Annotated in this window: 23 protein-coding genes and 2 pseudogenes; 6 read left to right on the forward strand and 19 right to left on the reverse strand. The window is 61.9% G+C overall.

Annotated elements, in window-relative coordinates; all coding sequences use genetic code 11:
* Positions 1 to 7: 7 nt before the first annotated feature.
* Positions 8 to 454, reverse strand: coding sequence for a PilZ domain-containing protein (locus WYH_RS00005; RefSeq protein ID WP_053833304.1), 447 nt, complete (start codon positions 452 to 454; stop codon positions 8 to 10).
* 393 nt (positions 455 to 847) lie between these two features.
* Here WYH_RS00005 and WYH_RS00010 point away from each other — a divergent pair.
* Positions 848 to 2,133, forward strand: a pseudogene (locus WYH_RS00010) (adenylosuccinate synthase).
* A 176-nt stretch (positions 2,134 to 2,309) separates the two neighbouring features.
* On the opposite strand, the gene grxD reads toward WYH_RS00010, so the two are convergent.
* The 7 genes and pseudogenes from grxD to leuC all read right to left on the reverse strand — a co-directional run bounded on the left by grxD (position 2,310) and on the right by leuC (position 6,109).
* Entirely contained in the window at positions 2,310 to 2,639 is a 330-nt protein-coding gene (gene grxD, locus WYH_RS00015; RefSeq protein ID WP_046902187.1) for a Grx4 family monothiol glutaredoxin, read from the reverse strand.
* 32 nt (positions 2,640 to 2,671) lie between these two features.
* Positions 2,672 to 2,905, reverse strand: a complete 234-nt coding sequence (locus tag WYH_RS00020; RefSeq protein ID WP_046902188.1) for a BolA family protein — start codon at positions 2,903 to 2,905, stop codon at positions 2,672 to 2,674.
* Positions 2,906 to 2,909: 4 nt separating this feature from the next.
* The gene (locus WYH_RS00025) at positions 2,910 to 3,233 is read right to left on the reverse strand and encodes a DUF1476 domain-containing protein (RefSeq protein WP_046902189.1); all 324 of its coding nucleotides are present in this window, start codon (positions 3,231 to 3,233) and stop codon (positions 2,910 to 2,912) included.
* A 177-nt stretch (positions 3,234 to 3,410) separates the two neighbouring features.
* Positions 3,411 to 3,980, reverse strand: a pseudogene (leuD, locus tag WYH_RS00030) (3-isopropylmalate dehydratase small subunit); the annotation flags it as partial.
* Entirely contained in the window at positions 3,980 to 4,144 is a 165-nt protein-coding gene (locus WYH_RS16725) for an isopropylmalate isomerase (RefSeq protein ID WP_156320023.1), read from the reverse strand. The gene WYH_RS16725 and the pseudogene leuD, both read right to left, overlap by 1 nt.
* Positions 4,145 to 4,182: 38 nt before the next feature.
* Complete coding sequence (locus WYH_RS00035; RefSeq protein ID WP_046902190.1) at positions 4,183 to 4,686, reverse strand: DNA-deoxyinosine glycosylase; 504 nt, start codon at positions 4,684 to 4,686, stop codon at positions 4,183 to 4,185.
* Positions 4,676 to 6,109 (reverse strand): 3-isopropylmalate dehydratase large subunit, encoded by a 1,434-nt coding sequence (gene leuC / locus WYH_RS00040; protein ID WP_046902191.1) that lies wholly within the window; start codon positions 6,107 to 6,109, stop codon positions 4,676 to 4,678. Before leuC ends, WYH_RS00035 begins: the two co-directional genes overlap by 11 nt.
* 79 nt (positions 6,110 to 6,188) lie before the next feature.
* On the opposite strand from leuC, the gene WYH_RS00045 reads away from it, so the two are divergent.
* Entirely contained in the window at positions 6,189 to 6,707 is a 519-nt protein-coding gene (locus tag WYH_RS00045; RefSeq protein WP_046902192.1) for a sterol desaturase family protein, read from the forward strand.
* A 44-nt stretch (positions 6,708 to 6,751) separates the two neighbouring features.
* On the opposite strand, the gene WYH_RS00050 is transcribed toward WYH_RS00045, so the two are convergent.
* From WYH_RS00050 to WYH_RS16930, 11 genes are all read right to left on the reverse strand, one after another.
* Entirely contained in the window at positions 6,752 to 7,102 is a 351-nt protein-coding gene (locus WYH_RS00050; RefSeq protein ID WP_046902193.1) for a YbaN family protein, read from the reverse strand.
* A 2-nt stretch (positions 7,103 to 7,104) separates the two neighbouring features.
* Entirely contained in the window at positions 7,105 to 7,512 is a 408-nt protein-coding gene (locus WYH_RS00055) for a SufE family protein (protein WP_046902194.1), read from the reverse strand.
* Between the two features lie 86 nt (positions 7,513 to 7,598).
* Complete coding sequence (locus WYH_RS00060) at positions 7,599 to 7,847, reverse strand: hypothetical protein (RefSeq protein WP_156320024.1); 249 nt, start codon at positions 7,845 to 7,847, stop codon at positions 7,599 to 7,601.
* A 24-nt stretch (positions 7,848 to 7,871) separates the two neighbouring features.
* Positions 7,872 to 8,135 carry a hypothetical protein gene (locus WYH_RS00065; protein WP_046902195.1) on the reverse strand — a complete coding sequence of 88 codons (264 nt, stop codon included), beginning with the start codon at positions 8,133 to 8,135 and terminating at the stop codon, positions 7,872 to 7,874.
* 100 nt (positions 8,136 to 8,235) lie between these two features.
* Positions 8,236 to 8,508: a hypothetical protein gene (locus WYH_RS00070; protein ID WP_046902196.1), complete on the reverse strand. Its 273-nt coding sequence runs from the start codon at positions 8,506 to 8,508 to the stop codon at positions 8,236 to 8,238.
* Positions 8,508 to 8,828, reverse strand: a complete 321-nt coding sequence (locus WYH_RS00075) for a hypothetical protein (protein WP_046902197.1) — start codon at positions 8,826 to 8,828, stop codon at positions 8,508 to 8,510. Before WYH_RS00075 ends, WYH_RS00070 begins: the two co-directional genes overlap by 1 nt.
* Positions 8,829 to 8,890: 62 nt before the next feature.
* Positions 8,891 to 9,193 carry a hypothetical protein gene (locus WYH_RS00080; RefSeq protein ID WP_046902198.1) on the reverse strand — a complete coding sequence of 101 codons (303 nt, stop codon included), beginning with the start codon at positions 9,191 to 9,193 and terminating at the stop codon, positions 8,891 to 8,893.
* A gap of 25 nt (positions 9,194 to 9,218) precedes the next feature.
* Entirely contained in the window at positions 9,219 to 9,593 is a 375-nt protein-coding gene (gene pspC, locus WYH_RS00085; protein WP_046902199.1) for an envelope stress response membrane protein PspC, read from the reverse strand.
* Positions 9,590 to 9,883: an envelope stress response membrane protein PspB gene (gene pspB, locus WYH_RS00090; protein WP_046902200.1), complete on the reverse strand. Its 294-nt coding sequence runs from the start codon at positions 9,881 to 9,883 to the stop codon at positions 9,590 to 9,592. The genes pspC and pspB overlap by 4 nt, the downstream gene beginning before the upstream one ends.
* Before the next feature lie 3 nt (positions 9,884 to 9,886).
* On the reverse strand, positions 9,887 to 10,705 hold the full coding sequence (pspA, locus tag WYH_RS00095; RefSeq protein WP_082347678.1) for a phage shock protein PspA: 819 nt from the start codon (positions 10,703 to 10,705) through the stop codon (positions 9,887 to 9,889).
* Positions 10,702 to 10,857, reverse strand: a complete 156-nt coding sequence (locus WYH_RS16930) for a hypothetical protein (RefSeq protein WP_169780657.1) — start codon at positions 10,855 to 10,857, stop codon at positions 10,702 to 10,704. Before WYH_RS16930 ends, pspA begins: the two co-directional genes overlap by 4 nt.
* Before the next feature lie 151 nt (positions 10,858 to 11,008).
* Between WYH_RS16930 and pspF the strand changes: the two genes are divergently transcribed.
* The 4 genes from pspF to WYH_RS00115 all read left to right on the forward strand — a co-directional run bounded on the left by pspF (position 11,009) and on the right by WYH_RS00115 (position 15,148).
* Positions 11,009 to 12,031 (forward strand): phage shock protein operon transcriptional activator, encoded by a 1,023-nt coding sequence (pspF, locus tag WYH_RS00100; RefSeq protein ID WP_046904644.1) that lies wholly within the window; start codon positions 11,009 to 11,011, stop codon positions 12,029 to 12,031.
* A 162-nt stretch (positions 12,032 to 12,193) separates the two neighbouring features.
* Positions 12,194 to 12,754: a ribosome maturation protein RimP gene (rimP, locus tag WYH_RS00105; protein ID WP_046902201.1), complete on the forward strand. Its 561-nt coding sequence runs from the start codon at positions 12,194 to 12,196 to the stop codon at positions 12,752 to 12,754.
* On the forward strand, positions 12,754 to 14,406 hold the full coding sequence (nusA, locus tag WYH_RS00110) for a transcription termination factor NusA (protein WP_046902202.1): 1,653 nt from the start codon (positions 12,754 to 12,756) through the stop codon (positions 14,404 to 14,406). The genes rimP and nusA overlap by 1 nt, the downstream gene beginning before the upstream one ends.
* Positions 14,387 to 15,148 (forward strand): DUF448 domain-containing protein, encoded by a 762-nt coding sequence (locus WYH_RS00115; RefSeq protein ID WP_046902203.1) that lies wholly within the window; start codon positions 14,387 to 14,389, stop codon positions 15,146 to 15,148. The genes nusA and WYH_RS00115 overlap by 20 nt, the downstream gene beginning before the upstream one ends.
* Positions 15,149 to 15,155: the final 7 nt, after the last annotated feature.

Here is a 15,155-nt window from a genome sequence, read left to right on the forward strand (position 1 = left end):
GCCAGCATCAGGCCAAGCGCCAGCGCCATCCGGACACCGCGCGGAAAAAGCTCCACTGCCGGTTCCGGCGCTTCGGCAAGTGCGTTGGTTGTCCACGGAGTTTCAGCGCCTCCTGGCGCTCCAGTGGCGGGGAACGCAGGATAGCGGCGCTGCGGGCCGATCGCGGGATCGGCTGGTTGAACTGGCAACCATACAGCTTGCCGCTCTGCCACACGATTCGCGCGCTGACCTGTTTCAGCGTGGGCAGATCGACCTGAACAGTCTCGCCGACTTTCAGCTGCAGCGAGCTTTCCAGAAGCAGGCCGGTTTCGGACAGGTCATGAATCAGGACCTCTTCCTGATTCGCCTGCGGATCAGCGGTATGGAGCGCTTGCAGGCGCAGCCTTTTCCGGGATTTTCTGCGTCTATCGCCAATGGGTTCCAGAACCGCCGGCTGCGACCTTGCCAACATCATGCACTCTCCGTTGTGCATGCTCTTTGGAGCCGAATTGGCTAATGATCCGTTGAGATGGCGAAATGATTTTCACGATGGGCAGGGCGCAGGCCGGGCCGCGCCGCTCAGTTCGGGAAATATCATGCTTTCAATCTGGTTACTGTCCCTGGCGCAGTAGCCTGCTGTACGGCCTTTGCAGAACAGAAGTGGCAAGATCGGCGGGCGTTCATGGAGGTGCCGGGGATGAAAATGACACGCCCCGCGCGACATTCTGCTAGGGCCTTGACGCAGTGCGAAGCGGCTTTGTAGGGCGCCGGCGCATTCTGGGCTGTTGCGGCCCGTCTATTCCATCCGCTCGCCGAGTCCTGTCGAAGGGCGATCCGGATCCAGCTGGCAGGGTGGAGGAGTGTATCCATGGCTAATGTTACCGTGATCGGCGCCCAATGGGTGACGAGGGCAAGGAAAGATCGTCGACTGGCTGGCCAGCCGTGCCGATGTGGTTGTCCGTTTCCAGGCGGCCACAATGCCGGCCACACGCTGGTGGTAGGCGATACGACCTACAAGCTCAGCCTGCTGCCCAGCGGCATTGTGACCGGCACCTTGTCGCTGATCGGCAATGGCGTGGTGCTCGACCCCTGGGCGCTGAAGGCGGAGATTGAACGGCTTGAAGGCCAGGGCGTATCGATCGAGGCGGAAAATTTCGGCATTGCCGATAATTGCCCGCTGATCCTGCCGCTGCATCGCGATCTGGACGGGCTGCGCGAATCTGCCGCCGGGAAGGGCAAGATCGGCACGACGGGGCGCGGTATCGGACCGGCATATGAAGACAAGGTCGGCCGCCGTGCGATCCGCGTCTGCGACCTGGCCCATCTGGACGAGCTGGAACCGCAGCTGGACCGGCTTTGCGCTCATCACGATGCGCTGCGGGCCGGCTTTGGCGAACCGCCGGTGGACCGTGCGGCATGCTGGCGGAACTCCGCGAAATCGCGCCTTTCGTCCTGCAATTCGCGCAGCCGGTGTGGAAACGCCTGCGCGATGTGCGCAAGGAAGGAGCGAAGATCCTGTTCGAAGGCGCGCAGGGCGTGCTGCTGGATGTCGATCACGGCACCTATCCCTTCGTCACCAGTTCCAACACCGTCAGCGGAACGGTGGCGAGCGGCAGCGGGCTGGGTCCGAATTCGGCCGGCTTCGTGCTCGGCATCGTCAAGGCCTATACCACGCGCGTAGGTTCTGGCCCGTTCCCGACGGAGCTGGAAGACGAAACGGGTGAGACGCTGGGCCGCAAGGGGCATGAATTCGGCACCGTGACGTCACGCAAGCGACGCTGCGGCTGGTTCGATGCCGTACTGGTCCGGCAGAGCTGCGCCATCAGCGGCGTGACCGGTATTGCGCTGACGAAGCTGGACGTGCTGGACGGCTTTGAAACGATCCGTATCTGCACCGGCTATCGCCTGGATGGAGAAGTAATCGACTATCTGCCCAGCCACGCCGCCGAACAGGCCCGTGTCGAACCGGTCTATGAAGAGATCGAAGGCTGGAGCGAGACGACCGCAGGCGCACGCAGCTGGGCCGAACTGCCTGCCCAGGCAATCAAATATATCCGCCGGATCGAAGAATTGATCGAATGTCCGGTGGCCAGCGTTTCGACCAGTCCTGAACGCGACGATACAATCCTGGTGCGGGATCCTTTCGCCGACTGATAATGGCGTGAAGGCGGCCATGTGCCGCCTTCCCACCGGCCTGATCCCGGCCATCCGCTCTCATATCGTATTGCGGGCAAGGCGGGAGGCGGGTTTCACCATGCCGCAAATGAAACGGGCCCCGCTTGCGGGAGCCCGACATGGCCCGAGGGCCGTTCAAACCTGTCTGCCCGGCCTTATTCGGCCTTGGCGACCTGCTTTTCGTTCATGAGCTGCTGCAATTCGCCGGCTTCGTACATTTCCATCATGATGTCGCTGCCGCCGACAAATTCGCCCTTCACATAGAGCTGCGGAATGGTCGGCCAATCCGAATAGGACTTGATGCCCTGGCGGATTTCCGAATCCTGCAGCACGTCGACGCTGTCATAAGCGACGCCGCAATGGTCGAGAATTGCCACCGCACGGCTGGAAAAACCGCATTGCGGGAAAAGCGGCGTGCCTTTCATGAAAAGGACGACGTCGTGGTCGCCCACGATCTTGGAAATGCGTTCGTTGGTTTCGGACATTACCTGGCCTTGCTTGAATTCGATCGTGACAGTCAGTTGGGAACGGCTGTCGTCAGTTGCAAGGCGTGAAGCTCCCCGCCCATGCGGCCGCCGAGTGCTTCATAGACCATCTTGTGCTGCTGCACGCGGCTTTTCCCGGCGAATGCGGGGGAAATGACGCGCGCCATATAATGATCGCCATCGCCTGCAAGATCTTCGATCACCACGTCGGCATCGGGCAGGGCGGCCTTGATCAGCGCTTCGATTTCGGCTGCCGGCATCGCCATGGCGTTATGATCCGGTCATGAACTGGCGGCGCGCTTCGATGGCCATTTCCGCGAGAGCGGCACGCACACCGGCTTCGTCAATGTCGCATCCGGCAGCGGTCAGATCGCCCAGAACCTTGCGAATCACGTCTTCATCGCCCGCTTCTTCGAAATCCGCCTGGACCACCGCCTTGGCATAGGCTTCGGTTTCTTCGGGGGTCAGCGACATCTTTTCCGCCGCCCACTGGCCCAGCAGGCGATTGCGCCGCGCGGCGACGCGGAACGCGGTTTCCTCGTCCATGGCGAACTTGGCTTCTTCGCCGCGCTCGCGATCCTTGAAATCGGTCATGTGTTTCGGGCCTTTCGCCAATAGATTCGATTATGAAGAACCGTTCGTTCCGAGCCTGTCGGACCGTCGGGCTTCTTGCAAGAGCGGCGCTATAAGCAAAAGCCTTGCGACGACAAGGCCGGGAAATATGCGCCGGCAGGATTTGTCAGGCCGCGACGCTTGTGCCCCGGGCCAGCCAGGGTTTTGCGCAGCCAGCCGATCCTCATATTTGCGGATCGTATCGTTCTGCGCCAGCGTCAGCCCCACTTCGTCCAGCCCTTCCAGCAGGCAATGCTTGCGGAAAGGATCGATGTCGAAGCTGAAACGGTCCTGGAAGGGCGTGGTGACGACCTGGTTTTCCAGATCGATCGAGATCGGATCGGTCTGTGCCACTTCCAGCAGACGGTCCACCTGTTCCTGCGGCAGGGAGACCGTGAGGATGCCGTTCTTGAAGGCATTGCCGGAAAAGATGTCGGAAAAACTTGGCGCGATCACTGCCTTCACGCCCATGTCCAGCAGGGCCCAGGCGGCATGTTCGCGGCTGGAACCGCAGCCGAAATTATCGCCCGCGACAATGATCGGCGCGCCGGCGAATTCCGGATTGTCGAAGATATTGTCCTTGTCTTCCCGCACGGCCTCGAATGCGCCTTCGCCCAGACCTTCGCGGCTGATCGTTTTCAGCCAGCGCGCGGGGATGATCAGGTCGGTATCGACATTCTTGCGGCCGAAGGGATAGGCGCGGCCTTCCACTTCGCGCACGGGTTCCATCAATCCGTCTCCGGCTGTTCGTCAAAGGGCGTGGTGAAGCTTTTCAGCTTCTCGTCCTTCTTCTTCTTGCTGACGAACAGCAGCGCCGCAGCCACAGCCGCGGAACCGATCGCGCCGGCGATGGCAGCCTTGCCGCCGATGCCCAATTCGTTTTTCTTGCTCATGGCCACTCAATGCTACTCTCGCGGCGCGGAAACAAGTCTCAAGGCAGGTATTTGCCGAGCTCTGCCCAAAGGTTTTGTTTCTCCCCCAGGCTCATGCTCGCATGGGCCGGACTGGAAGAGGGCAGGGGTACCAATGCCAGCCCGCTATCGGCCAGCTGCTTCATCCCGATAGCCTGCGATTTGCGGCCGTTGAAGCCCACGGCGCGCAGATCCGGCAAAGTCGCGGTCAGTTCCGGCAAGGCGCGCGGCTGCACATCGCGCATGGACGCATCGAGGCTCCCTTCGCGGCGGGCGGAGGCGACCGTATCCCACAATCCGATCCTTGCCGCGAGCAGGGCAGCCAGCCTTGCTTCGTAATCGAGCGCGGGCAAATCCACCCCGATCACATGGCCGACCAGCTGCCAGAAACGGTTCTGGGGATGGGCGTAATATCGCTGCTGCGCGAGTGAGGTTTCACCCGGCAGGCTGCCAAGTATCAGCACGCGCGTATCGGGCGCGACGACCGGTTGAAAAGCGGATTTGCGGACCGGACTAGCGGGCAAGATCCCGCACGTCTGTCAGCCTGCCGGTAATCGCGGCGGCAGCGGCCATTGCGGGGCTGACCAGATGCGTCCGCGCACCGGGGCCCTGCCGGCCGACGAAATTGCGGTTGCTGGTGGACGCGCAGCGTTCACCCGCAGGCACCTTGTCCGGGTTCATGCCGAGACAGGCCGAACAGCCCGGTTCGCGCCATTCCAGCCCGGCATCGGTGAAGATCTTGTCCAGCCCTTCCGCTTCGGCCTGCATCTTCACCAGGCCCGAGCCGGGGACGACAATGGCCCATTTGATATTGTCGGCCTTCTTGCGGCCCTTCAGCACTTCGGCCGCGGCGCGCAGATCCTCTATCCGGCTGTTGGTGCAACTGCCGATGAAGATGTTCTGCACTTCGATGTCGGACATGGCCTGTCCGGGTTCCAGTCCCATATATTTGAGACTGGCCCGCGCTGCTTCCTGCTTTGACGGATCGCTGAAGCTTTCCGGTGCGGGCACGACGCCGCCGATCGCCACCGTGTCTTCCGGGCTGGTGCCCCAGGTTACGGTCGGTTCGACATCGGCGGCCTGGATCACCACGGATTTATCGAAACTTGCGCCTTCATCAGTGCGCAGCGTCTTCCAGTATTCGAGCGCCGCATCCCATTCCGCGCCCTGCGGTGCGAAGGGGCGGCCCTTGAGATAGGCGAAGGTCCTTTCGTCGGGCGCGACCAGGCCGGCGCGGGCACCGCCTTCAATGCTCATATTGCAGACGGTCAACCGGCCTTCGACGCTCATCTCCTCGAACACCTTGCCGCGATATTCGATCACATGGCCGGTGCCGCCGGCCGTGCCGATCGCGCCGACAATGTGCAGGATCAGATCCTTGGAGCTGACGCCTTCGGGCAAATCGCCTTCGACGCGCACTTCCATCGTCTTCGATTGCTTCAGCAGCAGGGTCTGCGTGGCCAGCACATGTTCGACTTCGCTGGTGCCGATGCCGAAGGCCAGCGCGCCAACGCCGCCATGGGCGGCCGTGTGGCTATCGCCGCAGACAATCGTGGTGCCGGGGAGGGAAAATCCCTGTTCCGGGCCGACCACATGGACAATGCCCTGTTCCCGCGCCGTTGCGCCGAAATAACGGATGCCGAAATCGGCGACATTCTTCTCCAGCGCGGCCAATTGCTGCGCACTTTGCGGATCTTCGATCGGCAGGCGATTGCCCGCCGCGTCGAGTCGCGCCGTGGTCGGCACGTTGTGATCGGGCACGGCCAGCGTCAGTTCGGGCCGGCGGACCTTGCGGCCGGTCAGGCGCAATGCCTCGAAAGCCTGCGGGCTGGTGACTTCGTGGACGAGGTGACGGTCGATGAAGATCAGGCATGTGCCGTCCTCCCGCCGTTCGATAACGTGTTCGTCCCAGATCTTCTCGTACAATGTGCGTGGTTTGCTGGCCATGCCGGGGCAAATGGCGCGTGATTGCTGGCAAGGCAAGCGGGGGCTGTCGCTTTGCGCGCGAAAAGCCTATTTAGCCCACATGGAATGGATCGCACCTCTGCTGATCGTGCTGGCCAGCATGGCGGCCATGGAATGGGTCGCCTGGGCCAGCCACAAATATATCATGCACGGCTTCGGCTGGGCATGGCACCGCGACCATCATGAACCGCATGACAAATTGCTGGAAAAGAATGATCTCTACGGGCTGGTGGGTGCCGTGATGAGCATTTCGATGTTCGCCGTCGGCAGCCCGCTGGTAATGGGTGAAAATGCCTGGTGGCCGGGCACCTGGATCGGGCTCGGCATTCTTGGTTACGGAATAATCTACACGCTGATCCATGACGGGCTGGTGCATCAGCGCTATTTCCGCTGGGTGCCCAAACGCGGCTATGCCAAGCGGCTGGTGCAGGCGCACAAGCTGCATCATGCAACCATCGGCAAGGAAGGCGGGGTCAGCTTCGGCTTTGTCCTCGCCCGCGATCCGGCAAAGCTGAAGGCGGAACTGAAGCGCCAGCGCGAGGCGGGTATCGCCGTGGTGCGGGAGAGCGCGGGCGGCTGATCGTACCGCCTGATATCCTCGTCATTACGAGGAGGCGAAGCAATCTATTCGTTGCGGGTCCAGATCCACACTGCCACGGCCACCAGCATTCCGACTGACAACAGCGCCCAGGGATAGCCAACCAGATACCAGGTGAGGGAACCGGCCAGCGCCATTGCCGTGATGGCCGAAATCTTCGCCTTGCGGGAAATGGCCCGTTTTTCGCGCCAGTCGCGCAGGGCCTTGCCGTATCGCGGATGCTCCAGCATCTTGCGCTCCCAAGCGGGGTTGCCGCGTGCGAAGCAGAATGCCGCCACCAGAAAGAACACGAAGCCCGGCATCATCGGCAGGATCACACCGATCCAGCCAAGTGTCAGGAAGAACAGGCCGGCCGCGAACCAGAACGGCCGCGGCATGATCAGGCCGCCGCGATGCGCGCGGCGTGTTCCTGCACCAGCGCGATCATATTGGGCACGCCCTGGGTGCGGTTGGAACTGAGCTGGTTGCGCAGATCGAACGGTTCGAGCGCGGCGGTGATGTCCATCTTCGCCACTTCTTCGGCCGGCTTGTCCTGCACGGCGGAGATTACGAGCGCGACGATACCCTTGGTGATGGCGGCGTTGCTGTCGGCCAGGAAATGCAGCGTGTCTCCCTGCTCCGTGGGATAGACCCAGACCTGCGCGGAACAGCCGCGAACCAGGGTGGCATCGGTCTTCAGCGCGGCCGGCATTTCATCCAGTTCCCGCCCCAGTTCGATCAGCAGGCGATAGCGTTCATCGCCTTCGAGGAATTCATATTCTTCGCGGATATCGTCGAGTGAGCGCATGAGCCGCGTCTATCGACTTGCGAGTGGTTTTCAAACATCTTCTGCCCATCCGTGCGGACGAGCGAGGGGGCTGCCCACGGCGCCCCCTACAAATCCACCCCGCTGGCGATGGCTTCCAGCTTGCGAATGCGCTCTTTCAGATCGGCCAGTTCGATGCGCGCTGCACCTTCGCGATGGCCGCTATCCACTTCCGCGGGCTGGGCGCGCCTGTTCAGTTCCAGTTCGCGCGATTTCAGCGCCAGCCAGTCCTGCCAGCCTTTCAGCGCGGCAGCGGCAATTACCAGCAGGCCGATCAGGGCACAGGCGGCGATCAGCATGGGTTCGCTCAAGATCATGGTGTCACTGCCTCCTTCCAGAGCTTATTCGTCGCGCAGCTTGTCGATTTCATCGGACAGCCGCTTTGCGCCGCGATTGTCGGTGGCGATGCGTTCCAGCACCTGGATCCGCTCGCGCAATTCCTCGACCTCGCGTTCCAGTTCCGCCTCGCGCTGGCGATTGCCGAACTGGCGCGGCGTGCCGTTTTCATCCTCATACATGCCGTGTTCGGAGAGCTGCCTGGTGCGCCACGCCTTGTAGAGAATACCGGCGATCACGATCAGGAAAATGAAAGTCCAGAAGCTCACCGGACCTTCTCCCGTCCGGACGGACCTGCGCCCCACCGGACGAAATCGCTGTCAAAGGCGATGTCGGCGTTGATGATCGGGTCCATTGCCGCGTTTCCTCTCAATTCACCGGCTTGTTGCGCAGATCTTCGATTTCCTGCGCCAGGTCGGCTCCGCGATCGGTCGCAATCCGTTCCAGCACGCGCATGCGCTGTTCCATGCGTTCGATCTGCGCCGCATATTGGGCGGCTTTCTCGGCAGTATTGCTGGCCATGAGTTCCAGCTCCTTCTCCTTGAAGCGCACGTGGCGCTTGTAAGCTTCCAGCCCGATGCCGGCGACGACCGGCAGGCCGACCACGATCAAGGCCAGTATTATCACCATTGCCGGGTTCATTATGCCGCACTCCTCTTGCTGGCCGAGCCATCGGCCTCCTCGCGCAATTTCTCGATCTCGGTGGAAAGCTGATATCCCGGCTCGGTCACGATCTTTTCCAGAACGGCCAGGCGATCCTCGCTCGCATTCAGCCGGACCAGCAAGCGTTCATTCTCGTCCCGCAGGCGGGCGATGATTTCCTGCTCGGCCGGTTCGGTCTCGCCGCCCCATTCATCCTCCAGCGGATAGCCGTGCTTGGCCCTGATCCAGTTATTTACCAGCCAGCCCAACGTGCTCACCAGGATGATGGCAACGATGAAAGCCGGACCTCCCCAATCCATAATCTGCCTCCCTCGGTTTGCAGCCCTGGCCGGCCGCCGTGGCGTGTTCCCTCAAATATCCGTCAGTTTGCGGCTCTCTCGCGGCTGCTTTCGAGCCGCTCTTCCACCTGGCGCTGATCTCTCAATGCCTCGATCTGGGTGGCGACATTGTAACCGCCGTCGGTGACGATGCGCTCCAGCACGCGGACCCGGTCTTCCAGCTCCTGAACGCGCGAGGCATATTGCGCCGCCTTTTCCGCGCTGGACGCGGCCGTACTGTCGATCTGCCGGTCCATCATTTTTTCGCGGTGCTTGATCCAGATGGCGAAGAACGGGATCATCAGTGCGATGATTGGAATGAATACTCCGATTGTCCCTGCATCCATTATACCGTTCTCCGTCCTGTATTGTTCAGCGCAATTGTTCGATTTCGGCCGACAGGCTGCGGTTGCCCGTCACGTAATAGGTTTCGACTTCGGCCAGCCGGCGATCGATATCGCGGAAGCGGGCACGGATTTCGCGGGCCGTACGCTTCGGGCTCTGTCGCACGCGCTGCCAGTATTTCTGTTCCTGCGCGTCGACATAGAGATGCGGCGGTTTCTTGCTCGAAAGGAAGCCGAGCGCGAAATAGGCGGGGATGCCGAAGCCGGTCGAAATCGTGAGGATCACGAAGGCCAGGCGCCACCAGATCGCGTCAATGCCCGTATAATCTTCCAGTCCGGAGCAGACGCCCATCAGCTTCGCATTCTGCTTGTCGCGATAGAATTTGGTGCGTTCGCTGGTCACCGGCGTTCTCCTTTCTGGCCGAGCATGCGATCAAGTTCGCGCAGCGGCTGGTTGTCGATATCGCGGTCATGCTGGACCCGCGCGGGTTTGAAATCGGGGTTGTCGCTGGCGACCAGCCGTTCGACCGTGTCCATCCGTTCGTCGAGCCGCTTGGCGAGCTGGTAAAGCTCTTCCAGCAGGGCTTCGTCGTCATTGGTGATGGTCGCCGCGGTCTTCCACTTCGTGATGTAATGGAAGATGATCCAGGGCAGGCCGAGAAAAATGGCCGCAATAATGATAACTTCGTCCATGGATCAGTCCCCTTTTTTCTCGTTGCCCATGCCCAGGGCGCGCTTCATCTCTTCCAGTTCGGCGTCGATCTTGTCCGATCCGCCCAGCGCCTCGATTTCATCGGCGAGCGACTTCTTCCCTTCGCCGGCGATATTCAGCGAGTCCGCCCGGCCTTCCGCATAATCGACGCGGCGTTCCAGCTGGTCGAAACGGGTCAGCGCCTCGTCCACGCGTTCATTGGTCATCAGGCTGCGCAGCTTGACGCGGTTTTCGGCGCTTTCCAGCCGGGCCGCGATCTGGCTCTGCCGGCTGCGCGCTTCGCGCAGGCGGTTCTGCAGCTTCTGGATGTCCTGCTCGTAAGCGCGCAGCGCATCGTCGAGCACGGCAATTTCCTGCTTCAGCTGGTCCGACATGTCGCCGGCCTTCTTCTTTTCCATCAGGGCGGCGCGGGCCAGATCCTCGCGGTCCTTGCTCAGCGCCAGCTGAGCCTTTTCCGCCCAATCGGCCTGCAATTTGTCCAGCTTGACCGTGTGGCGGTGCATTTCCTTCTGGTCGGCAATCGTCCGTGCCGCGCTCGCCCGCACTTCCACCAGCGTTTCTTCCATTTCCAGGATGATCATGCGGATCATCTTGGCCGGGTCGTCGGCCTGGTCGAGCAGCTCGGTAAAATTGGCGGCAATGATATCGCGGGTTCGGGAAAAGATGCCCATCCAGGGAACTCCTGTGGAAAGCGTGTCGCGGGTCGGGGTGGGGCTGGTCCGCAGCCGCTCTATCTCGCGGTCGATCCGCGAGGATGAGCTGCCGCCCACCGGCACCAGTGGATTATTGTCTTCCTGGCTCATGCCAGCTGGACCAACGGCGCGGCGACCATCGCCGCGTGGGGCGTCATGCCGATTTGTTGCGTCAACGCAAAGACGTTAAACGCGCTCATCGCGGCGATGCTCACCAGCGCGGCGAAGCCGAGCTTGCTGGCGAAGAAGCTGCGATCGAACATGTGAATTCCTCCTGGTGCGTTTACGTTCACATATCAGCAAGCGCCGTGCCAATTCCGGAAAATGGCGGATTTCCTTGGTTTTTGCGCATTCGGCAATTCCGACACGTGGTAATTCTTGCCAGATGTTGGGAAATCCCACTATATGTCGGTCGTGGATCGGGATAAGCAGTTTATCGGCCAGTCCGGGGCCTTCCTCGATGCGGTGGAACGCGCCAGCCGCGCCGCGCCGATGCGCCGGCCCGTGCTGGTCATCGGGGAACGCGGAACCGGCAAGGAATTGATCGCCGAACGTCTCCACCGCCTGTCTGACCGGTGGGAGGAGCCGCTGGTCATCATGAATTGCGCGGCCTTGCCCGAAACGCTGATCGAAGCGGAATTGTTCGGCCATGAAGCCGGCGCTTTCACCGGCGCGACACGGGCGCGGGAAGGGCGCTTTGAAGAAGCGGACCGGGGGACATTGTTTCTCGATGAACTGGGCACATTGTCCATGGGTGCGCAGGAGCGTTTGCTGCGCGCGGTGGAATATGGGGAGGTGACGCGCATCGGTTCTTCCCGCCCGATCCGTGTCGATGTGCGAATCGTTGCCGCCACTAATGAAGACCTGCCGAAACTGGCGGAGGAGGGGCGGTTTCGCGCCGATCTGCTCGACCGGCTGAGCTTTGAAGTCATCACTCTCCCCCCTCTGCGCGTGCGCGAAGGGGATGTGGGCGTGTTGTGCGATTTCTTCGGGCGCCGGATGGCTGCCGAACTCGGCTGGCATGACTGGCCCGGCTTTTCCGACCATGTCCGCCAGCAGTTCGAGGATTATCCCTGGCCGGGCAATGTCCGCGAATTGCGCAATGTGGTGGAGCGTGCGGTCTATCGCTGGGACAATTGGGATCGGCCGATTTCCTACGTGCAGTTCGACCCGTTCGAAAGCCCGTGGAAACCCGCTGCGCCGCCGCGCCCGCCCGAAGCCGGGCGGGATACGGCGCCGACCGCGTCAGCCATGCCGGCTGCGCAGGATTACGATTCGATCAGCGATCTGCGCGAAGCGGTTGATGCCTATGAGCGCAAGATTGTGGAGCATCACCTGGGCGCCAATCGCTGGAACCAGCGCCAGACGGCGAAGGCGCTGGGCCTTACCTATGACCAGCTGCGCCATTGCATTCGCAAACATGGGCTGACCGAATAATCCGGGCACGGTTCGTGGCCGCAAATGAATCGGCTTGCAAAAAAATGGATTGCCGCCTATCTGGCCCGCATCCCGACATTGTCGTGACAAAGTCTGGTGCTGGCGCCTGATGGGGCCGGCCCGAAACCCTGTTGCCACAATTGTGGCCCATATGGAGAGCCGATGGCGGATATTGCGCGCCTGATACAAGTGATCGAGCCTGAGGCGGAAGCTCTCGGTTTCGAACTCGTGCGCGTCAAGCTGACCGGCTCCGGGGACGAGCGCACGCTGCAGGTCATGGCCGAAGATCCGGCGACCGGGCAGCTGGTGGTCGAACAATGCATGGCCTTGTCCCGCCGCATCTCCGAACGGGTGGACGCGGTGGAGGAAGCGGGCGAGGAACTGATCCGGGGTGCCTATAATCTGGAAGTCAGTTCCCCCGGTATCGACCGGCCGCTGACCCGGGCGAAGGATTACGCCAACTGGGCCGGGCACCAGGCCAATTTTTCACTGCGCGAAGAAGTGCAGGGGCATCGCAAATTGCGCGGCCAGCTGATCGGCATCGAAGGCGATGTGGTCACTGTGGAAGACCGCAAGGCGGGCCGGATCGAGGTGCCGCTGGAAAATATTCACTCGGCGAAGCTGGTTCTGACCAATGAACTGATCGCCGCCACCAAGCCTCTCGACATGAGCGGCGCGGACGAAATCGAAGAATCACTCGAGGAAGAGAAGGCAGACGACTGATGGCCAGTCCGATTTCCGCCAATAAGGCAGAGCTGCTCGCGATCGCCAATTCGGTCGCTTCGGAGAAGATGATCGACAAGTCGATTGTCATCGAAGCGATGGAAGAAGCCATCCAGAAAGCTGCCCGTGCACGCTACGGCGCCGAAAACGATATTCGTGCCAAGCTCGACCCGATGACCGGCGATCTGCGCCTGTGGCGCGTCGTCGAAGTGGTTGAAGAGGTTGAAGACTACTTCAAGCAGGTCGACCAGAAGCAGGCTGAAAAGTTGCAGCCCGGCGCGAATATCGGCGATTTCATCGTCGATCCGCTGCCGCCGGTCGATCTCGGCCGTATCGACGCGCAGAGCGCCAAGCAGGTGATCTTCCAGAAGGTCCGCGATGCCGAGCGTGAACGCCAGTATGACGAGTTCAAGGATCGCGCGGGCGAAATAATCACCGGCGTGATCAAGTCGGTCGAATTCGGCCATGTGATCGTCAATCTTGGCCGGGCCGAAGGCGTGATCCGCCGTGACCAGCAGATCCCGCGCGAAGCCGCCCGTGTGGGCGAACGTGTGCGGGCGCTGATCATGAAGGTGGAACGCAATAATCGCGGGCCGCAGATCTTCCTGTCCCGCGCGCATCCGGAATTCATGAAGAAGCTGTTCGCGCAGGAAGTGCCGGAAATCTATGACGGCATTATAGAGATCAAGGCCGCTGCCCGCGATCCGGGCAGCCGCGCCAAGATCGGCGTCATCAGCCACGATTCCTCCATCGACCCGGTCGGCGCCTGCGTCGGCATGAAGGGCAGCCGCGTGCAGGCCGTGGTGCAGGAATTGCAGGGCGAAAAGATCGACATCATTCCCTGGAGCGAGGATGCGGCCACCTTCGTCGTCAACGCGTTGCAGCCGGCCACGGTCAGCCGCGTGGTGCTGGACGAGGATGAATCGCGCATCGAAGTGGTGGTGCCTGATGACCAGCTTTCGCTGGCGATCGGCCGCCGCGGGCAGAATGTGCGGCTTGCCAGCCAGCTGACCGAAAGCCAGATCGACATCATGACCGAGGAAGAAGCCTCGGTTAAGCGCCAGAAGGAATTCGCCGAGCGTTCCAAGATGTTCGAGGAAGAGCTGGACGTGGACGAGACCTTGTCCCAGCTGCTGGTGGCCGAAGGCTTCGCCGAGCTGGAAGAAGTCGCCTATGTCGAACTGGCCGAACTGGCCAGCATCGAAGGCTTTGACGAGGAACTGGCCGAAGAGCTGCAGAGCCGTGCGCAGGAAGCGCTCGACAGGCAGGAAGAAAACTATCGTACCGAGCGCCGCGAACTGGGCGTGGAAGATGCGCTGGCGGAAATGCCGCATCTGAGCGAACAGATGCTGGTCGTGCTGGGCAAGGCCGGTATCAAGACGCTGGACGATCTGGCCGATCTCGCCACTGACGAACTGATCGCCAAGAAGCGTGAGGCGCCGCGCCGTCGCAATGCCGACAGCGCGCCGCGCCGCAACCAGCGCAGCGAGGACAGGGGCGGCGTGCTGGGCGCCTTTGGCCTGAGCGAAGAGCAGGGCAATGAGATCATCATGGCCGCTCGCGCGCATTGGTTCGACGACGAGGAAGAAACCCCGGCAGCCGCACCGGCCGCCGCTGCAGAGGAGGCCGCCGATGCGGAATCCTCGCAATGAATCGCTAGACGCGAATAGCACCGGCAAGCGGGGCGGGCGTGGCGACACGCCCGAGCGCCGCTGCATCGTGAGCGGGCGTATCGATACGCGCGACAATTTGTTGCGCCTGGCGGTTTCGCCCGATGGAGACGTGCTGCCCGATGCGCTGGCCCGCGCGCCGGGCCGCGGTGCGTGGATCGGCGTTTCGCGCGAAGAGCTTGAACAGGCGCAGGCATCAGGCAAGCTGAAGGCAGCACTGGCCCGCGCGTTCAAGACCGGCAAGCTGCAGATACCTGAGGATCTGCCTGCCTTGATGGAAAATGCGCTGATGCGCGCATTCCTTCAGCGGCTGGGCCTCGAAATGCGCGCCGGACACCTTATCTTGGGGTCGGACCGGATTGCGGGCGAAGCGCGCATGGGTTGCATCGCGGCGCTTTATCACGCCGCCGATGCCAGCGATGATGGTTGCCGCAAACTGGACCAGGCCTTTCGTGTAGGCATGGATGCGGAAGGGTCGGGCATGGCAGGTATCCGCCTGCCACTGGACCGCACAGCCCTGTCTGTGGCATTGGGCAGAGAGAATGTCGTCCACCTGGCGCTGGCCGATGGGGCCTCGGCGGGGCGGGTCGCGATCCCGCTGGGGCGCCTGCTGAACTTTACGAAGGCCGCCGATGCGGCTGAAGGCGATGCAGGCCGGGCGGTCATGGAATCCGGGTCGGAAGGCGCGGTTTCGGACCGTAGTTTGGCGACGAAAGAGTTTTGAAGGAATA

The organism is Croceibacterium atlanticum, from assembly GCF_001008165.2.
Classification (GTDB): domain Bacteria; phylum Pseudomonadota; class Alphaproteobacteria; order Sphingomonadales; family Sphingomonadaceae; genus Croceibacterium_C; species Croceibacterium_C atlanticum.